A 16,617-nucleotide genomic window follows, 5' to 3' on the forward strand; every position below is an offset into this window, starting at 1 on the left:
GTTACCGGATCCGGTAGGCGTCCAGGTCGAGTCGTTTCGTCCTGCGGTCGTACTCGCTGACCAACCCGGGCCAGTTGGTCGCGATCCGCCCGTTGGCATCGCGGTACCAGCTCTCGCACATGGCCCATGCGGAGCGTTCGAGCCGCCGCTGCATCTCCGCGTCGAACCGGTGAGCCGTGTCCTCCCGCACGTCGAGCGCGGAGGCCTCGCTCGTATCGAGGTAGGAGACGGCCTCGCGGATGTAGCGGGCCTGCCGCTCGAGCATGTAGATGATCGAGCCGGAGCCCAGGTTGGTGTTGGGGCCGTACATCAGGAACATGTTGGGGAAGTGCGGGACGGCCATACCCAGGTACGCGTACGCCCCGTTCCGCCACACCTGGGACAGCTCGGCACCGCCCGAGCCGGTGATCTTCAGCGGGGCGAGGAAGTCCGTCGCGGTGAAGCCGGTTCCGTAGATCAGCACGTCCGCGGCGTGCTCGGTGCCGTCGGCCGTGCGCACCCCGTTCGGGGTGATCTCGGAGATGCGCTCGGTCTCGACGGTGACGTTGGGCTCGGCCAGCGCCGGGTAGTAGTCGTTGGACAGCAACCCGCGTTTGCAGCCGACCGGGTAGTCCGGCGTGAGCTTGGCCAGCAGGTCGGGGTCCTGCACCTGCCTGCGCCGGTGCCGGCGCGCCAGAGCACCGAACATCGAGGCGATGGGCTTGTTCCCGATGAGGCCGGTGGTGACGAGCTCGAAGAACGACCAGCACAGCAAGCGTTCGGCGGCCTGAAGGAACGGGAGGCGCCGGAAGAGCGTGTGATGCAGTGCGGTGTAGACCCGGTCCGGTTTGGGGATGATGTACGGCGCGGAGCGCTGGAAGACCGTGAGGTGGCGTGCCTGCGGCTGTATCTGGGGCACGAACTGGATCGCGCTGGCTCCGGTGCCGATGACGGCGACCCGCTTACCCTCCAGCTCGCAGTCGTGGTCCCAGCGGGCCGAGTGGAACGCCGTTCCGCCGAAGGTGTCCTGCCCGGGAATGGTCGGCCATGCGGGCCGCGACAGCTGGCCTACCGCGGGCACGAGCACCGTGGCCTCGAAGACCTCGCCGGTACGTGTCTCGACGCGCCACAGGCCGCGATCGTCGTCGTATGCCGCGCCGGTGGCCGCGGTGTTGAACCGGATACGGCGGTCGATCCCGTACTTGGACGCCACGCGGCGCATGTAGGCGTGGATGTCATCGCGCAGCGAGAAGCGCATCGGCCAGGTGGGGTTGGGTTCGAACGAGAACGAGTACAGCGGCGACGGCACGTCGCAGCCGCATCCCGGGTAGGTGTTCTCCCGCCAGACCCCGCCGATCGAGTCGGAGGCCTCAAGCAGCGTGAAGTCGTCCCTGCCTGATCGCGCGAGCTCCAGTGCCGCCGCGAGCCCGCCGAAGCCGGCTCCGATGATCAGGACCGAGGCGCGTGTAGCGGGTGCCGTCGTGCTCATACCCGGTAACGGTAGCGGCCGTACCGGCGGAAACGAAGAGAACAGCGGTCAGGTACCAATATTTCCGGCCACGGCGATACCGGGGACGGGATGCGCTCGGCGACCCTGGCCCCTCCGCCTGCTCGGTGCGAGCACCGGGTGGCGAGCTCGCCGCGGCACCCGATAATGACGGCCATGGACGAGTTGCCGCGACCCGCGGTACGGGAATGGACCTTCCCGCGAGGCGCTACGAGCGTGTTGCTGATGACCAGGTATGCCGAGGAGCGCGGTGTCGATGCGGCGACCGTCCTGCGCGGCACGGGCCTGTCCGCCCGCAGGGTGGCCGACCCGGGCGCCCAGCTCGAGGCGCGCCAGGAGCTCGCGGTGATCCGCAACCTGGTCGCCTCGTTCGAGGACCGGCACGTGCTGGGTCTCGAGATCGGGCGCAGGTACCGGGCCAGCACCTTCGGTGTGTTCGGGTTCGCCTGCGTGTCCAGCCCGACCCTGCGGGACGCGATCGCCTTCGCGCTGCGCTACTTCGACCTGTCCTTCGCGTTCTGCATCCCCACGGTGGAGGTGGCCGACGAGGAGCTGGTGCTGTCGTTGCACGACGAACGCGTGCCACCGGACGTGCGTGAGGTCCTTGTCGATCGGGATCTCGCCGCTATCCACACGGTCATCGGTGACCTGTTGGGCACCGCGCTGCCACTTCGAGCGCTCGCCCTGCGTACGGAGGCCCCGGGCCGCGCGGCGCGCTACCGCGAGGTCTTCGGGGTGACGCCGGGCTTCGGCGCCCCCGCCAACACCGCCACGTTCGACCGCGTCTACCTCGACCGGCCGCTTCCGCAGGCCAACGAGCACACCATGGCGATCTGCCAGGCGCAGTGCCGTGAGCTGGTCACCCGTAAGCGCGCTCGATCCGGCACGGCGCAGGAGGTGCGCTCCCGGCTGGCCCGGCCTGGCGGGCTGGGTATGGGCATCGACGAGATCGCCCGCGAGCTGGGCATGAGCCAGCGCACGTTGCGGCGCAGGCTGGACGAGGAGGGCACCGGCTACCGGGCGCTGCTCGACGAGGTGCGCGAGGCGCTGGCAGAGGAGATGCTCGGCACCGGGGCACTGTCGGTGTCCGACGTGGCGATCAGGTTGGGCTACGCCGAATCCACCAGTTTCGTCTACGCGTTCAAACGATGGAAAGGTGTGACGCCCGCGGCATATCAACGGGGGTTCGGGCGGTAAATTCCGTTGCGGGCAAAGCAACCGTTGCGCCATTCGCGCATTGCCGGTCGAGGCGATCAAGAATACTCATGAATCCAACGTCATGTTTCCGTTGTCGCAGCGGTGGGATACGCCACGATGTGTCACGAAGACCGCCCTCATGCTCGCGCTCGGTGAGATGACACACCGCGGGCCTGCTGCTTCTTGCGGGCGAATTTGAGACTCAAGTTACCCCGTTTTGCTACTCTGTGTATGTATAACTCCCCTGAATGGGTGACTTGGATGTCAAGCGGACCCTCGGATGCAGGGGCGGGTGCTGCGATGTGTCGAAGGCGCGGCGCGACCGCTCCTACCTCCGGAAACGCTTGTGAATCCGCCCCTACGGGCGCGCGATCATGCGCTCCAATGTGGCGCAGGTCATATACGAAAGGTGAGATTTCGGGGTCATGCCATCGACGCATTGAAATCTGGGCCGAAGTTCCCTATGTTGCTATGAGGAAGGCCTGAGGGCGATCAACGACGATCCCGCCCCTGGTGGCTCGGCGATTGTGGAATGCGCCCGAGCTGAGCAGAGTCGTCGCCGGTGAAGTGGCTGAACCGCGGCTCAACGCGCCGCCCGTATACGTGGGCGTAGCGCGACCGCATACGGTTTGGGCGACTTCTGGAACGGCGGATCTTGGTATCGGACGCATCGCGGGAAGGAGTGCAATGAGCGATTCTAGGTCGGTGCGTAGTGACGACAGGACGGGTGATCAGGACGGTTCCCGCGGCGCGGTAATCGAAAAGTCCATCGAAGCGCATCCGGCGCAATCGTTCGGCGACGATCCCCTGGAAGTCCGGGAATCGGATCACTACACGGATGAGTACACCGATGGGTTCGTCGACAAGTGGGATGAGCTCATTGATTGGAAGAAGCGTTACGAGAGTGAGGGTAGCTTCTTCGTTGATTTGTTGAAGTCTCATGGTGTGGAGTCGGTGCTGGATGTGGCCACCGGGACGGGGTTTCATTCGGTGCGTCTTATCGAGGCGGGGTTCGACACGGTCAGCGTCGACGGTAGTGCGGAGATGTTGTCCAAGGCCTTCGAGAACGGTCAGTCCTACGGGGGGCACATCCTGCGGGTCGTGCACGCCGACTGGCGGTGGCTCACCCAGGACGTGCAGGGTCAGTTCGACGCGGTGATCTGCCTGGGTAACTCGTTCACCCACTTGTTCTCCGAGCGTGACCGCCGCAAGGCGCTCGCCGAGTTCTACTCGGTGCTCAAGCCCAACGGCATCTTGATCATTGATCACCGCAATTATGACTCGATTCTGGACAACGGATTCTCCAGCAAGCACACGTATTACTATTGTGGTGAGTCCGTATCGGCCGAGCCGGAATATGTGGACGAGGGATTGGCCCGGTTCCGTTACCGGTTCCCCGACAAGAGTCAGTATCACCTGAATATGTACCCCCTCCGCCAAGATTACGTGCGGAGGCTTTTGCGTGAGGTCGGCTTCCAGCAGGTCGACTCGTACGGGGACTTTCAGGAGAATTTCGCGGACGACGAGCCGGACTTTCTGGTGCATATCGCCGAAAAGGCGTACACGAAGGAAGACGAGCGGGCCAGCAAGTATTCCTCGGCGGTGCATACCGCTCGGGACTACTACAACTCGGAAGACGCGGACAACTTCTACTACGCCATCTGGGGTGGGGAGGACATCCACGTCGGGTTGTACGAGCCGGACGAGACGGACATCAAGGAGCCCAGTCGCCGGACGGTCGAGCGGATGGCAAGCAAGGTCACCATCACCAGCAAGACGCGGGTGCTCGACGCGGGTGCCGGCTACGGCGGTGCGGCGCGCTACCTGGCCAAGACCTACGGCTGCCATGTCACCTGCCTGAACCTCAGTGAGGTGGAGAACGAGCGCAACCGGAAGGCGAACGAGGAGCAGGGTCTGTCGCACCTGATCGAGGTGACGGACGGTTCGTTCGAGGACATGCCGTACCAGGACAACAGCTTCGACGTGGTCTGGTCGCAGGACTCGTTTTTGCACAGTGGTGACCGTGTGCGCTCGTTGCAGGAGGTCGACCGGGTTCTCAAGCCGGGAGGCGAGTTCATCTTCACCGACCCGATGGCCAAGGACGGAGCGACCAAGGACGTTCTGCGGCCGATTCTCGATCGCCTCCACCTGGAGAGTTTGGGTTCGCCCGGGCGTTACGAGCGGGAGCTCAAGCGACTCGGCATGAGGGAGGTGACGTTCGAGGATCACAGTTCCCAGTTGCCTGCGCACTACGGTCGTGTGCTGAGCCAGCTCGAGAAGCGCGAGGCGGATATCGCCGGGCAGGTCAGCCAGGCCTACATCGACCGGATGAAGCAAGGTCTGCGTCACTGGGTCGAGGGTGGCAACTCGGGGAACCTGGCTTGGGGGATCTTCGTGGCGCGCTCGTGAGCGCGCACGGTCACATCCCCATGGTGTCATCGGCCACGCACCGGGAAGGTCGTTCGCTGGCGGCGGGAAGCGTCGCAGGCGCCTCGCGGGAGCGGGTGCCGGTAGTGGACGGCGCGACCACCGAGAAGGACACCGAGGGCGTTCGCCTGCGGGATCGACGCATCGATCCGGCAGGCGGGCCCCTGGCTCATGAGAAAGATGCGCGGAGGCAGTCGTTGGCCCGCTGCGGTGAACGGCTCCCGCGCGACGAAGACACACCGAGGTGAGGACGAGAAGTTGAGTGCAACCAACCGCAGGCTGTTCACCAGCGAGTCGGTAACTGAAGGTCACCCTGACAAGATGGCTGACGGGATCAGCGACAGCATCCTGGACGCCTTCCTCGAGCAGGACCCGAACAGCCGGGTCGCTGTCGAGACGATGATCACCACCGGCCAGGTGCACCTTGCGGGTGAGGTCACGACGCAGGCGCAGGTGGAGCTTCCGGAGGTCGTCCGGAACAAGATCCTGGACGTGGGTTACGACACGTCGGACAAGGGCTTTGATGCCACGACGTGTGCCATCAACGTGTCGCTGGATGCCCAGTCGCCGGACATCGCCCAGGGTGTCGACGAGGCCCACGAGAAGCGTGTGGGTGGCAAGGATGACGACATCGACAGTCAGGGTGCCGGTGACCAGGGCCTGATGTTCGGCTACGCCAGCACCGACACCCCTGAGCTGATGCCGCTGCCGATCGCGCTGGCGCACCGCCTGTCCCGGCGGCTGACCAAGGTCCGTAAGGACGGTGTGCTGCCGTACCTGCGCGCCGACGGCAAGACCCAGGTCACCATCGAGTACGACGGTGAGAAGCCGGTGCGGCTGGACACGGTGGTCATCTCCACCCAGCACGCCGACGGCATCGACCTGGACAAGACCCTGGCGCCGGACTTGACCGAGCACGTCATCAAGGCCGAGGCCGACAACCTGGGTCTGGATGTCAACGAGCCGAACATCCTGATCAACCCGACCGGCCGCTTCGTGGTCGGCGGTCCGATGGGTGACTGCGGCCTGACCGGCCGGAAGATCATCGTCGACACCTACGGCGGCATGGCCCGTCACGGTGGCGGCGCCTTCTCCGGCAAGGACCCGTCAAAGGTGGACCGGTCGGCGACCTACGCGATGCGCTGGGTGGCCAAGAACGTGGTCGCCGCCGGTCTTGCGGAGCGCGCCGAGATCCAGGTGGCGTACGCTATCGGTAAGGCCGCTCCCGTTGGCCTGTTCGTGGAGACCTTCGGCACGGAGAAGGTGGACCCCGCCAAGATCCAGAAGGCCATCACGGAGGTCTTCGACCTGCGGCCCGCGGCCATCGTCAAGGAGCTCGACCTGCTGCGTCCCATCTACGGGCCGACCGCGGCGTACGGCCACTTCGGCCGTAACGATGTGGACCTGCCCTGGGAGCGCACCGACCGCGCTGCGGCGCTGAAGGACATCGCGAACTCCTGATCTTCGGTCGGCGGGGCCCTTGACATGTGATCAAGGGCCCCGCCGGTCCGAGGTAGGCAGACTGCGGGTGCCGGTGGCGCCCGCGTTCGATTCGCCTGACTTCACAACCGAGGAGAGTTGTTCACGATCCAGCTGGCGCCGGCCACCCGCGGGTGGGGGCGGCTGCTGGACCGGCGGGCCCCGGAGGCGAACCCGCAACGCCGGTTGTCCCCCGGCGTCGTGAACGACCCGACTCGTGCACACGACACGACTCGATTCGTGAACAAGACACAAGGTGGTATAAGCGATGCGCATTGCCGTCACCGGCTCAATCGCGACCGACCATTTGATGGCGTTCCCCGGTAAGTTCGCCGACCAGTTCGTCGCCGACCAGCTCGCCAACGTTTCCCTGTCGTTCCTGGTGGACGAACTCGAGATCCGCAAGGGCGGGGTCGCGGCCAACATCGCCTTCGGGCTCGGCGCCCTGGGGATGTCCCCGGTACTGGTCGGCGCGGTCGGTGCCGACTTCGAGGAGTACCGCGCGTGGCTGGAGCGGCACGGGGTGGACACCAAGTCGGTGTACGTCTCGCCGAACAAGCACACCGCGCGGTTCCTCTGCACGACCGACGAGACCCAGAACCAGATCGCATCGTTCTACGCCGGGGCGATGGGTGAGGCCAGCAACATCGAGCTGGCCCCGATCGTCGAGCGTTCCGGCGGGCTGGATCTGGTCATCATCGCGCCCAACGACCCCGGCGCCATGGTCAAGCACACCGAGGAGTGCCGCGCCAACGGTTACGCGTTCGCCGCGGATCCCTCGCAGCAGCTGGCCCGGATGGACGGCGACGCGGTCCGCAAGCTGGTGGACGGGGCCTCGTACCTGTTCACCAACGAGTACGAGACGGCGCTGCTCAAGCAGAGCACCGGCTGGTCACACGACGAGGTCCTGGACAGGGTCGGCTCCTGGGTCATGACCCACGGTGCCGACGGCATCGTCATCGAAAGCCGCCAGCACGACCCGGTGAAGGTCGCCGCGGTCCCCGACGTCAACGAAGTCGAACCGACCGGCGTCGGCGACGCGTTCCGCTCCGGGTTCCTGTGGGGGCTCAGTGTCAAGCTGCCGATGGAGCGCGCCGCCCAGGCCGGCAGCACGCTGGCGTCGTTCGTGCTGGAAACGGTCGGCACGCAGGAATACACCCTGGAACGGTCCACCTTCTCGGACCGCGTCGCCCGCGCCTACGGCGGCGACGCCGCAGCCGAGATCGAGTCCAAACTCCGTGTCTGAGCCCGGTAAGCGCGACGAGGTAAACCTCGTCACCGCACTCATACTGTTTACGGGAGGTAGGTAGTCCAGTGGATAGCTCGTTCCTGACCGAACTCGAGCGCCGTGTGCTCGTCGCAGACGGCGGAATGGGGACGGCACTCCAAGCTCACGACCTGTCGCTGGACGACTTCGATCAACTCGAAGGTTGCAACGAGGTCCTGAACGATACCCGTCCGGACGTCGTTCGCGCGGTCCACCGCGGCTTCCTCGAGGCGGGTTCGGACGCGATCGAGTCGAACACCTTCGGTACGAACCTGGCCAACTTCGCCGAGTACGACATCACCGACCGGATCCGCGAGCTCGCCCAGAAGGGCGCAGCCCTGGCGCGGGAGTGCGCGGACGAGTACTCCACCCCGGACAAGCCGCGCTTCGTGCTCGGTTCCATGGGGCCGGGCACGAAGCTACCCACGCTGGGACACGCACCGTATGCCGACCTGCGGGACGCTTACGAGGAGAGCGTGCTCGGACTGATCGACGGTGGCATCGACGTCGTGCTCGTGGAGACCTCGCAGGACCTGCTGCAGACCAAGGCCGCGATCGTCGGGGCCAAGCGGGCCATGGAGCAGGCGGGCGTAAAACTGCCGATCATCGCGCAGGTGACGGTCGAGCAGACCGGCACAATGCTGGTCGGTTCCGAGATCGGGGCCGCGCTGGTCGCGCTGGAACCGCTCGGCATCGACATGATCGGTATGAACTGTGCCACCGGCCCTGCCGAGATGAGCGAGCACATGCGGGTACTCGCCGACCATGCGACCGTGCCGATCTCGGTCATGCCGAACGCGGGTCTGCCCGAGCTCGGGGAGAACGGTGCCGTTTACCCGCTGCTGCCGGACGAGCTCGCAGAGGCCCTGGCCGGATTCGTCACCGACTTCGGCGCGCGCCTTGTCGGTGGCTGCTGCGGCACCACAGGCGAACACGTCACCGCGGTGTCGAACGCGGTGTCCAACCTGCCGGTTCCGCGACGCACCCCGGACATCGTGCCGTCGGTGTCGTCCGTCTACCAGGCGATCCCGTTCGACCAGGAAGCCTCGATCCTCAACGTGGGCGAGCGCACCAACGCCAACGGTTCGAAGGCCTTCCGGGAGGCGATGCTGGAGGAGCGCTACTCCGACTGCGTCGAGATCGCCAAGGGGCAGACCCGCGAGGGTGCGCACATGCTCGACCTCTGCGTCGACTACGTCGGCCGCGACGGCACGCACGACATGCGGGAGCTGGCCTCGCGTCTGGCCACGGGATCCACCCTGCCGGTCATGGTCGACTCCACCGAGCCCGACGTGATCGAGGTCGGGCTGGAGCACTTCGGCGGCCGGTGCGCGGTGAACTCGGTGAACTACGAGGACGGCACCGAACCCGGTGGACGCTACGACCGGGTCATGCGGATGATCCGTGAGCACGGTGCCACGGTGGTGTTCACCTGCATCGACGAGGACGGGCAGGCGCGTACGGCTGACTGGAAGATTCGGGTCGCCGAGCGGGCGATCGAGGACGCGACCACCAACTGGGGTCTCGACAAGTCCGCGGTCATCATCGACCTCCTGGTCTTCCCGATCACCACCGGACAGGAAGAGGTCCGTAAGGACGGGATCGAGACGATCGAGGCGATCCGGCAGCTGGCCCAGCGCCACCCGGAGGTGCAGACCACCCTCGGTCTGTCGAACGTCTCGTTCGGCCTCAACCCCGCTGCCAGGCAGGTCCTGAACTCGGTGTTCCTCAACGAGTGCCGTGAGGCGGGACTGAAGTCCGCGATCGTGAACTCGTCGAAGATCCTGCCGATGAACAAGATCGACGACGAGGCCAAGCAGGTCGCGCTCGATCTCATCTACGACCGGCGCAGCGAGGGCTACGACCCGCTGCAAAAGTTGATGGGTCTGTTCGAGGGCATGTCGGCCTCCTCGACGAGCGAGTCGCGCGCCGAGGAGCTGGCCAAGCTGCCGCTGTTCGAGCGTTTGGAAAAGCGCATCGTCGACGGCGAGGTCAACGGGCTCGAAGACGATCTCATGGCGGCGATGGAGGAGAAAAAGCCGCTCGAGATCGTCAACCAGAACCTGCTGGCCGGCATGAAGGTCGTCGGTGACCTGTTCGGTTCCGGGCAGATGCAGCTGCCGTTCGTGCTGCAGTCGGCCGAGGCGATGAAAACCGCCGTGGCCCATCTGGAGCCGTACATGGAGAAGGACGACTCCGGCGGTAAGGGCAAGCTTCTGCTCGCCACGGTCAAGGGTGATGTGCACGATATCGGGAAGAACCTCGTCGACATCATCGTCTCGAACAATGGCTACGACGTGGTCAACATCGGCATCAAGCAGCCGATCAACACCATCCTGGAAGAGGCGGAGAAGCACGACGTCGACGTCATCGGATTGTCCGGGCTGCTGGTGAAGTCCACTGTGATCATGAAGGAGAACCTGCAGGAGATGAACTCCCGGGGGCTCTCCGAGAAGTATCCGGTGATGCTCGGTGGGGCCGCGTTGACCCGCACCTTCGTGGAGAACGACCTCGACGAGGTCTACCAGGGTGAGGTCCACTACGCCAAGGACGCCTTCGAGGGGCTGCGGCTGATGGACACCGCCATGGCTCGCAAGAAGGGCGAGGTTCTGGAAGCCGACGAGGAGGAACAGGCCAAGCGCGAGGAGCGCAAGGCCCGCAGGGAGCGTTCGCAGCGCATCGCCGAGAAGCGTAAGGCCGAGGCCGGCGAGGTGCCGGACCTGTACGACACCACCAGGTCGGATGTCGCCCCGGACCTTCCGGTGCCGACCGCGCCGTTCTGGGGCTCCAAGCTCATCAAGGGCGTGCCGGTCGCGGACTACGCCAAGATGCTCGACGAGCGCGCGACGTTCTTCGGGCAGTGGGGCCTGCGTGGCACCAAGGGCAAGGAAGGCCCCTCCTACGAGGAGCTCGTGGAATCCGAGGGGCGTCCCCGGCTGCGGTCGTGGATGGACGAACTCACCACGAAGGGCATCCTCGCCCACGCGGCTGTGGTGTACGGCTACTTCCCGTGCGTCTCGGAGGGCAACGACCTGATCGTGCTGGAGGAGGCGAAGCCGGATGCCGCCGAGCGGTGCCGCTTCACTTTCCCGCGGCAGCAGAAGGACCGGAGGCTGTGCCTCGCGGACTTCTACCGCGGCCGGGAGGTCGCCCAGGAGCGCGGCGCTGTGGATGTGCTGCCGTTCCAACTGGTCACCATGGGTGAACCGATCGCCGACCACGCCAACGAGTTGTTCGAGAAGAACGCCTACCGTGACTACCTCGAGGTGCACGGGCTGAGTGTCCAGCTGACCGAGGCGCTGGCCGAGTACTGGCACCGCCGCATTCGCGAGGAGCTTCAGTGGGAGTCCGGCAAGGTCGTCGCGGCCGAGGACCCGGAGGACATCCAGGAGTTCTTCAAGCTCGGGTACCGAGGTGCCCGCTTCTCGCTCGGCTACGGCGCGTGCCCTGATTTGGAGGATCGCAAGAAGATAGTCGATTTGCTTGAACCGGAACGTATCGGCGTGAAGCTCTCGGAGGAGTTCCAGCTCCACCCCGAGCAGTCGACGGACGCCATCGTTGCGCATCACTCCGAAGCGAAGTACTTCAACACCTGATCTGGAAAAGGATAGGGGATAAGAGAGAATCATGGCTCTGGAAACGACGGACAAGCTGCAGACGCGCAACGGCATTGATTTCGCTGTTGCTGATCTCGGGCTGGCCGAGTACGGCCGGAAGGAAATCCGGCTGGCCGAGCACGAGATGCCGGGGCTGATGGCGCTGCGGCGCGAGTACGCCGACGTCAAGCCGCTCAAGGGCGCGCGGATCGCGGGCTCGCTGCATATGACCACGCAGACGGCTGTGCTGATCGAGACCTTGACCGACCTCGGTGCCGAGGTGCGTTGGGCCTCCTGCAACATCTTCTCGACGCAGGACCACGCCGCGGCCGCCGCGGTGGTGGGCCCGTACGGGACGCCGGAGAAGCCGCAGGGTGTGCCGATCTTCGCCTGGAAGGGCGAGACGCTCGAGGAGTACTGGTGGTGCACCGAGCAGATCCTGACCTGGCCGAACGAGCCGGCCAACATGATCCTCGACGACGGTGGTGACGCCACCCTGCTGGTGCACAAGGGCACCGAGTTCGAGAAGGCCGGCGTTGTTCCCCCGGGCGAGGAGGACGACCCGGACGAGTACAAGGTCGTGCTGGGCAGGCTGCGTGCCTCGCTGGCCGCCGACGCCAGTAAGTGGACCAAGATCGGTGAGTCGATCCTGGGTGTGACCGAGGAGACCACGACCGGCGTGAACCGCCTGTACCAGCTGGCCGCTCAGGGTGAGCTGCTGTTCCCGGCGATCAACGTCAACGACTCGGTCACCAAGTCCAAGTTCGACAACAAGTACGGCATCCGTCACTCGCTGATCGACGGCATCAACCGCGCCACCGACGTGATGATGGGCGGCAAGGTGGCCGTGGTCTGCGGTTACGGTGACGTGGGTAAGGGCTCGGCGGACTCGCTGGTCGGCCAGGGCGCCCGGGTCATCGTCACCGAGATCGACCCGATCAACGCGCTGCAGGCCCAGATGGACGGCTACGAGGTGGCCGTGCTGGACAACGTGATCGAGAAGGCCGACGTCGTGATCACCACGACCGGTAACAAGGACGTCGTCACGTTCGAGCACATGAAGCGCATGAAGCACCAGGCGATCGTGGGCAACGTCGGTCACTTCGACAACGAGATCGAGATGATGGCGCTGGAGCGCAGCAAGGAGATCAAGCACGTCAACATCAAGCCGCAGGTTGACGAGTTCATCTTCCCCGACGGCCACTCGATCCTGGTGCTGAGTGAGGGCAGGCTGCTCAATCTCGGTAACGCCACGGGTCACCCGTCGTTCGTGATGTCGAACAGCTTCTCCAACCAGGTGATCGCGCAGATCGAGCTGTACGGCAAGAACGAGGAGTACGACAAAGAGGTCTACATGCTGCCGAAGGCTCTGGACGAGAAGGTCGCGAAGGTGCACGTCGAGGCGCTCGGCGGTGAGCTCACCAAGCTGACCAAGGACCAGGCCGAGTACATCGGCGTGGATGTCGAGGGCCCGTACAAGCCCGAGCACTACCGCTACTGATCACCTCTTGCAACGAGCCGAAGGGCCCCTTGCGTACCGCACAGGTATGCAAGGGGCCCTTCGGCTCGCATCAGCTGCGTGCTCGTAGCATGTCGCGCCACCGGCGGTCACGATCGGGTCGGTAGGTTCGTGGTTCCGGATTGTCACTTCAATTCAAGGGAAAGCTGACATGGGAGCTTTGTTCGACTTCAGCTTCAGCAGGTTCGTCGCACCGACGATCGCGAAGATCGTGTACATCCTGGCGATGATCGCGATCGCCCTCGGCTACATCGGGGCGGTGATCGGGGCCTTCGCCGCCGACGTGGTCTTCGGCCTGTTGACGCTCGTGATTCTTGGGCCGCTCGGTGCGCTGCTGTACCTGGTCCTGATCCGTATCGCCATCGAGTCGCTGCTCGCGACGATCTACACCGCGCAGAACACCGGTGAGCTGGTGCGTATGCAGTCCGGGCCGCAGGGCCCCCCGCCCGGTGGGCCCGGGATGCCGCCCGGCTACGGCCCGCCGCCCGGTCAGGGGCCCCCACCCGGCGGCCCGCCGCAGGGACCACCGCCCGGCCAGCAGGGCCCGCCACCCGGCCAGCAGGGGCCCGGCCAGCCGGGTCCGGGTCAGCCGGGTCCGGGTCAGCCGGGACCGCCCCCGCCGCAAGGGCCACCCGGCTCGTACTGAGCGCAGCCACGGTGGTGGCGTGCCCCGGTCCGGCCGGGGCACGCCACCCCGGCCGCGTGGGCGAGGCGGTCACGGCCGGTCCGGGGCTGTGCGGTGTGTCAGCGGTCCTCTCGCCAGCAGCGTATGCACCGGTCGCCGGATACGTCGGGTCGGCTGACCGGGCGGCCGCACTGGCACGAGGGGACCGGTCCCCAGTCGACGACGACTTCCCGCTTCTCGGGCTCGGGCTGCGGCGGGGGAGGACCGCCGCGGTAGTGGCATCCGGCGCACACGGTCCGTTCTCCGGGGCGCAGGTAGATCTCCTGGTCACATCCTGGAGTGGAGCAGATCGGGTGGGTCGTGGTCACGGCGTCTCCTGGCACGTCGCGGTCACCCTTTCCGGCGCCCGTCGCGACTCCGCGCGGTGAGGTCGGCGGGGCCGCGCACAGTACGCCGCCCCGATTGTCCTACCTGCCTCCGGCGCCGGTGATCCGGTCCTTGAGCTGACGGGTGTGCCGCCTGCTGACCGGTAGTATCTGCTCGCCGTCCCCGATGACGACCTGGTAGCCGCCCTGGCCCATGCGCAGTTCCGTGATCTGCCGGAGGGCGACCAGGTACGACCGGTGGATCCGGACGAAGCCTGAACCGGCCCACTGCTCTTCGAGCTGCGACAACGGAGTTCTCGCCAGGTGCGAGCCGTCGTTGGTGTAGAGCCGCACGTAGTCGCCGTGTGCCTCGACCCACCGGACGTCTGTTCTGCGGACGAGCTTGGTGACGCCGCCCAGCTCAACGGCAATGACCTCGGTGTCGTCCTGCTCGGGTTGCTGCGGCGTGGCGTCGGAGTTGTATCGGGCTGCGTAGAGACCGACGACCCGCTCGACCGCCTGGTCGAGACGGTCCTGTTGGTACGGCTTGAGTACGTAGTCGACGGCACCGAGCTCGAAGGCGTGCACCGCCTCATCGCTGTACCCGGTGACGAAGACCAGCAGCGGGGCCGGGTCCAGCGCGGTGAACACCCGCGCCATCTCCATACCGGACAGTCCCGGCATCTGCAGGTCGGCGAAGACGACGTCGATCGGCGGCAGTCCCGCCTCCCGCCTGCGCCGCACGTCCTCGTCATCGGTGGAGATGACCCGCAACGCTTCTGAAGCGTCCACAGCGGTCCGCACCTTGGCGATATGCGGGTTGTTGTTCAGGCAGCGCACGAGGATCTCCATGCCTGGCCGCTCATCGTCGACGGCGAGAGCGACGAGTTTCCTCGTGTCGTCTTCAGTACTCACAGTGACAGGTATCATAGCCCACTCGCCGTGTGGCCCGGAAGTGGTGCCCGGCCGGTGCGTGGTCGGGGGTGGCACGCACCGGCCGGGAGTCTCTGTCCGTACAGGTCTCGTCAGTGGTGACGATCGCGACGTCGTCGGTGACCACGGTTACTCCGATTCCGCTGTGCAGCTCGGGCAGCGTGGGTGGCGGGCGAGGCGGTTGCAGGGGTCGTGGCCGTAGATGGGTAGGCACCAGGCGCCGCAGGGGGCTTGGTAGCCGCGGGGGAAGGCGTGGCCGGGCACGATCGGCTGTAGCGGGCTGCCGGGGGTGATGTAGTGGGCGGGCAGTGTGTGGCTGCCGGTGGGGATTTCGGGCATCCACCCGTGCGTGGGCAGCCGGGACGCCGCTGTCATCGCCGGCCCCGGTCGAGCTCGTACCCGTCGCGGGTGGCGACCATGCGGGGGCGCGTGTCGTGCGGGTCGTGCTGCCACCGGCGCGACAGCAGCCAGCCGCGCGCCCTGTCCCAGGGCACGAGCGTGAGAAACGGCAGAGCGAAGATCAACGATAGCCAGAGCCAGAACATCGAGGCCTCCCCAGTCGGGATATCGTGTCGGTGTAGCTACATACTGCTACACGTAGCAATGGTTTGATACACGTATCAGATGTGTATCCATCGATCGGATGACGCCCGCCGTGTGGGCTATGCTCTGCTACATGGCTCGTACCGGCGACACTCCCCGTGCTCGTGCGCTCGGAGCCGAGCTGCAGCACCTCCGTGAGTTGGCGGGACTCTCGACCCGGCAGTTGGCCGCGCAGCTTGGCAAGAACAACGTGACGATCACTCGGTGGGAAACCGGCCAGTACCCGCCGACGGCCGAGGACGCTGCACGGCTACTCGGCACGCTCGGCGTAACCGGTGCCTACTACGACGAGCTCGTCGAGATGGCTCGCGACGCGGATGACCCGAACTGGGTCCTTCCAGGCGTCGACAAGCAACTCTCGGCACTGATCAAGTTCGAGCGTACTGCGACGTTGATGGTCGACGTGCAGCCACTCTTGATCCCCGGCCTGCTCCAGACATCGGACTATGCGCGGAGCATCATGCTCGCCGCTGGTGGCTCCGAGGGCGACGCCGACCACCGCGTGCAGATCCGAATGGGACGCCGGGAAGTGCTTACGCGCAACCGGCCCGTGGAGTTCGTGGCGGTCATCGGCGAGTACGCGCTGCGGTATCCGCCGTGTGATCGCTTGGTGATGGCTGACCAGCTCGCGCACCTACGGAGCTGGTCGCGGATGGACAACGTCACCGTGCAGGTGCTGCCTGCCGAGCAGGGATGGTCCCCCGCGCTGGATGGGCCGTTCCTCCTGTTGGAGTTCCCCAGGGCACGCCCCATAGTGCACCTGGAGCATTACCGCTCGTCGGTCTCCCTGTTCAACAAGAGGGACGTGGCCGACTACCAGGAAGCAGCGGATACAGTCCGAAAGGCCGCGATGAGCCCCGAAGACAGTGTGGAGCTCATCGCGGATATAGCCAACACCGTGGAGACTACAGAATGACAATACCGCACAGAACTGACACCTGGCGTAAGTCCAGTCGGTCCGGCAGCCAGACGAACTGCGTCGAGCTGGCCCTTGACCCTGCTCGCGCGCGGGTGCGTGACACCAAGGACCGCGACGGCGGTGCTCTTGAGGTGCCGTTCACCGCGTGGCAGGCATTCACCACGCAGCTTCGCGAGCAGTAGACACACCTCGGTCGGCGCC

At 65.8% G+C, this 16,617-nt stretch carries 12 protein-coding genes; 9 read left to right on the forward strand and 3 right to left on the reverse strand.

Translation table 11 applies throughout. The features are described from left to right. Window position 1: 1 nt before the first annotated feature. Entirely contained in the window at window positions 2-1,468 is a 1,467-nt protein-coding gene (locus CHB84_RS16960; protein ID WP_089302618.1) for a flavin-containing monooxygenase, read from the reverse strand. A gap of 174 nt (window positions 1,469-1,642) precedes the next feature. Between CHB84_RS16960 and CHB84_RS16965 the strand changes: the two genes are divergently transcribed. The 7 genes from CHB84_RS16965 (at window position 1,643) to CHB84_RS23820 (ending at window position 13,617) form a co-directional block, all read left to right on the forward strand. After that, the gene (locus tag CHB84_RS16965; protein ID WP_089302619.1) at window positions 1,643-2,683 is read left to right on the forward strand and encodes an AraC family transcriptional regulator; all 1,041 of its coding nucleotides are present in this window, start codon (window positions 1,643-1,645) and stop codon (window positions 2,681-2,683) included. A gap of 687 nt (window positions 2,684-3,370) precedes the next feature. Beyond that, window positions 3,371-5,092 carry a glycine/sarcosine N-methyltransferase gene (locus tag CHB84_RS16970; RefSeq protein WP_089302620.1) on the forward strand — a complete coding sequence of 574 codons (1,722 nt, stop codon included), beginning with the start codon at window positions 3,371-3,373 and terminating at the stop codon, window positions 5,090-5,092. A gap of 276 nt (window positions 5,093-5,368) precedes the next feature. After that, a complete protein-coding gene (gene metK / locus CHB84_RS16975) occupies window positions 5,369-6,571 on the forward strand; it encodes a methionine adenosyltransferase (RefSeq protein ID WP_281251771.1) in 1,203 nt (400 codons plus the stop codon). 286 nt (window positions 6,572-6,857) lie between these two features. Beyond that, entirely contained in the window at window positions 6,858-7,835 is a 978-nt protein-coding gene (locus CHB84_RS16980; protein ID WP_089302622.1) for a carbohydrate kinase family protein, read from the forward strand. Between the two features lie 68 nt (window positions 7,836-7,903). Continuing rightward, a complete protein-coding gene (metH, locus tag CHB84_RS16985; RefSeq protein WP_089302623.1) occupies window positions 7,904-11,452 on the forward strand; it encodes a methionine synthase in 3,549 nt (1,182 codons plus the stop codon). A gap of 31 nt (window positions 11,453-11,483) precedes the next feature. After that, the gene (gene ahcY, locus CHB84_RS16990) at window positions 11,484-12,953 is read left to right on the forward strand and encodes an adenosylhomocysteinase (protein ID WP_089302624.1); all 1,470 of its coding nucleotides are present in this window, start codon (window positions 11,484-11,486) and stop codon (window positions 12,951-12,953) included. A gap of 169 nt (window positions 12,954-13,122) precedes the next feature. After that, a complete protein-coding gene (locus tag CHB84_RS23820) occupies window positions 13,123-13,617 on the forward strand; it encodes a DUF4282 domain-containing protein (RefSeq protein WP_089302625.1) in 495 nt (164 codons plus the stop codon). A 446-nt stretch (window positions 13,618-14,063) separates the two neighbouring features. Here CHB84_RS23820 and CHB84_RS17000 read toward each other — a convergent pair whose 3' ends face one another. Both CHB84_RS17000 and CHB84_RS23010 read right to left on the reverse strand, forming a co-directional pair. Continuing rightward, window positions 14,064-14,891 (reverse strand): LytR/AlgR family response regulator transcription factor, encoded by an 828-nt coding sequence (locus CHB84_RS17000; protein ID WP_089302626.1) that lies wholly within the window; start codon window positions 14,889-14,891, stop codon window positions 14,064-14,066. A 374-nt stretch (window positions 14,892-15,265) separates the two neighbouring features. Next, on the reverse strand, window positions 15,266-15,439 hold the full coding sequence (locus CHB84_RS23010) for a hypothetical protein (RefSeq protein ID WP_176440010.1): 174 nt from the start codon (window positions 15,437-15,439) through the stop codon (window positions 15,266-15,268). A 131-nt stretch (window positions 15,440-15,570) separates the two neighbouring features. Between CHB84_RS23010 and CHB84_RS17005 the strand changes: the two genes are divergently transcribed. After that, on the forward strand, window positions 15,571-16,413 hold the full coding sequence (locus CHB84_RS17005; protein WP_089302683.1) for a helix-turn-helix domain-containing protein: 843 nt from the start codon (window positions 15,571-15,573) through the stop codon (window positions 16,411-16,413). Next, window positions 16,410-16,598 carry a DUF397 domain-containing protein gene (locus tag CHB84_RS17010; RefSeq protein WP_089302627.1) on the forward strand — a complete coding sequence of 63 codons (189 nt, stop codon included), beginning with the start codon at window positions 16,410-16,412 and terminating at the stop codon, window positions 16,596-16,598. Before CHB84_RS17005 ends, CHB84_RS17010 begins: the two co-directional genes overlap by 4 nt. Window positions 16,599-16,617: the final 19 nt, after the last annotated feature.

The organism is Haloechinothrix alba (genome assembly GCF_900188115.1).
In the GTDB taxonomy this organism is placed as follows: domain Bacteria; phylum Actinomycetota; class Actinomycetes; order Mycobacteriales; family Pseudonocardiaceae; genus Haloechinothrix; species Haloechinothrix alba.

Excerpts from the sequence above, each read along its gene's own strand:
- CHB84_RS17000 (WP_089302626.1), bottom strand. The coding sequence starts at position 14,891 with ATGATACCTGTCACTGTGAGTACTGAAGACGACACGAGGAAACTCGTC.
- CHB84_RS16980 (WP_089302622.1), top strand. The coding sequence starts at position 6,858 with ATGCGCATTGCCGTCACCGGCTCAATCGCGACCGACCATTTGATGGCG.
- CHB84_RS23010 (WP_176440010.1), bottom strand. The coding sequence starts at position 15,439 with ATGTTCTGGCTCTGGCTATCGTTGATCTTCGCTCTGCCGTTTCTCACG.
- CHB84_RS16960 (WP_089302618.1), bottom strand. The coding sequence starts at position 1,468 with ATGAGCACGACGGCACCCGCTACACGCGCCTCGGTCCTGATCATCGGA.
- CHB84_RS16965 (WP_089302619.1), top strand. The coding sequence starts at position 1,643 with ATGGACGAGTTGCCGCGACCCGCGGTACGGGAATGGACCTTCCCGCGA.
- CHB84_RS23820 (WP_089302625.1), top strand. The coding sequence starts at position 13,123 with ATGGGAGCTTTGTTCGACTTCAGCTTCAGCAGGTTCGTCGCACCGACG.
- ahcY (WP_089302624.1), top strand. The coding sequence starts at position 11,484 with ATGGCTCTGGAAACGACGGACAAGCTGCAGACGCGCAACGGCATTGAT.
- CHB84_RS17010 (WP_089302627.1), top strand. The coding sequence starts at position 16,410 with ATGACAATACCGCACAGAACTGACACCTGGCGTAAGTCCAGTCGGTCC.
- CHB84_RS16970 (WP_089302620.1), top strand. The coding sequence starts at position 3,371 with ATGAGCGATTCTAGGTCGGTGCGTAGTGACGACAGGACGGGTGATCAG.
- CHB84_RS17005 (WP_089302683.1), top strand. The coding sequence starts at position 15,571 with ATGGCTCGTACCGGCGACACTCCCCGTGCTCGTGCGCTCGGAGCCGAG.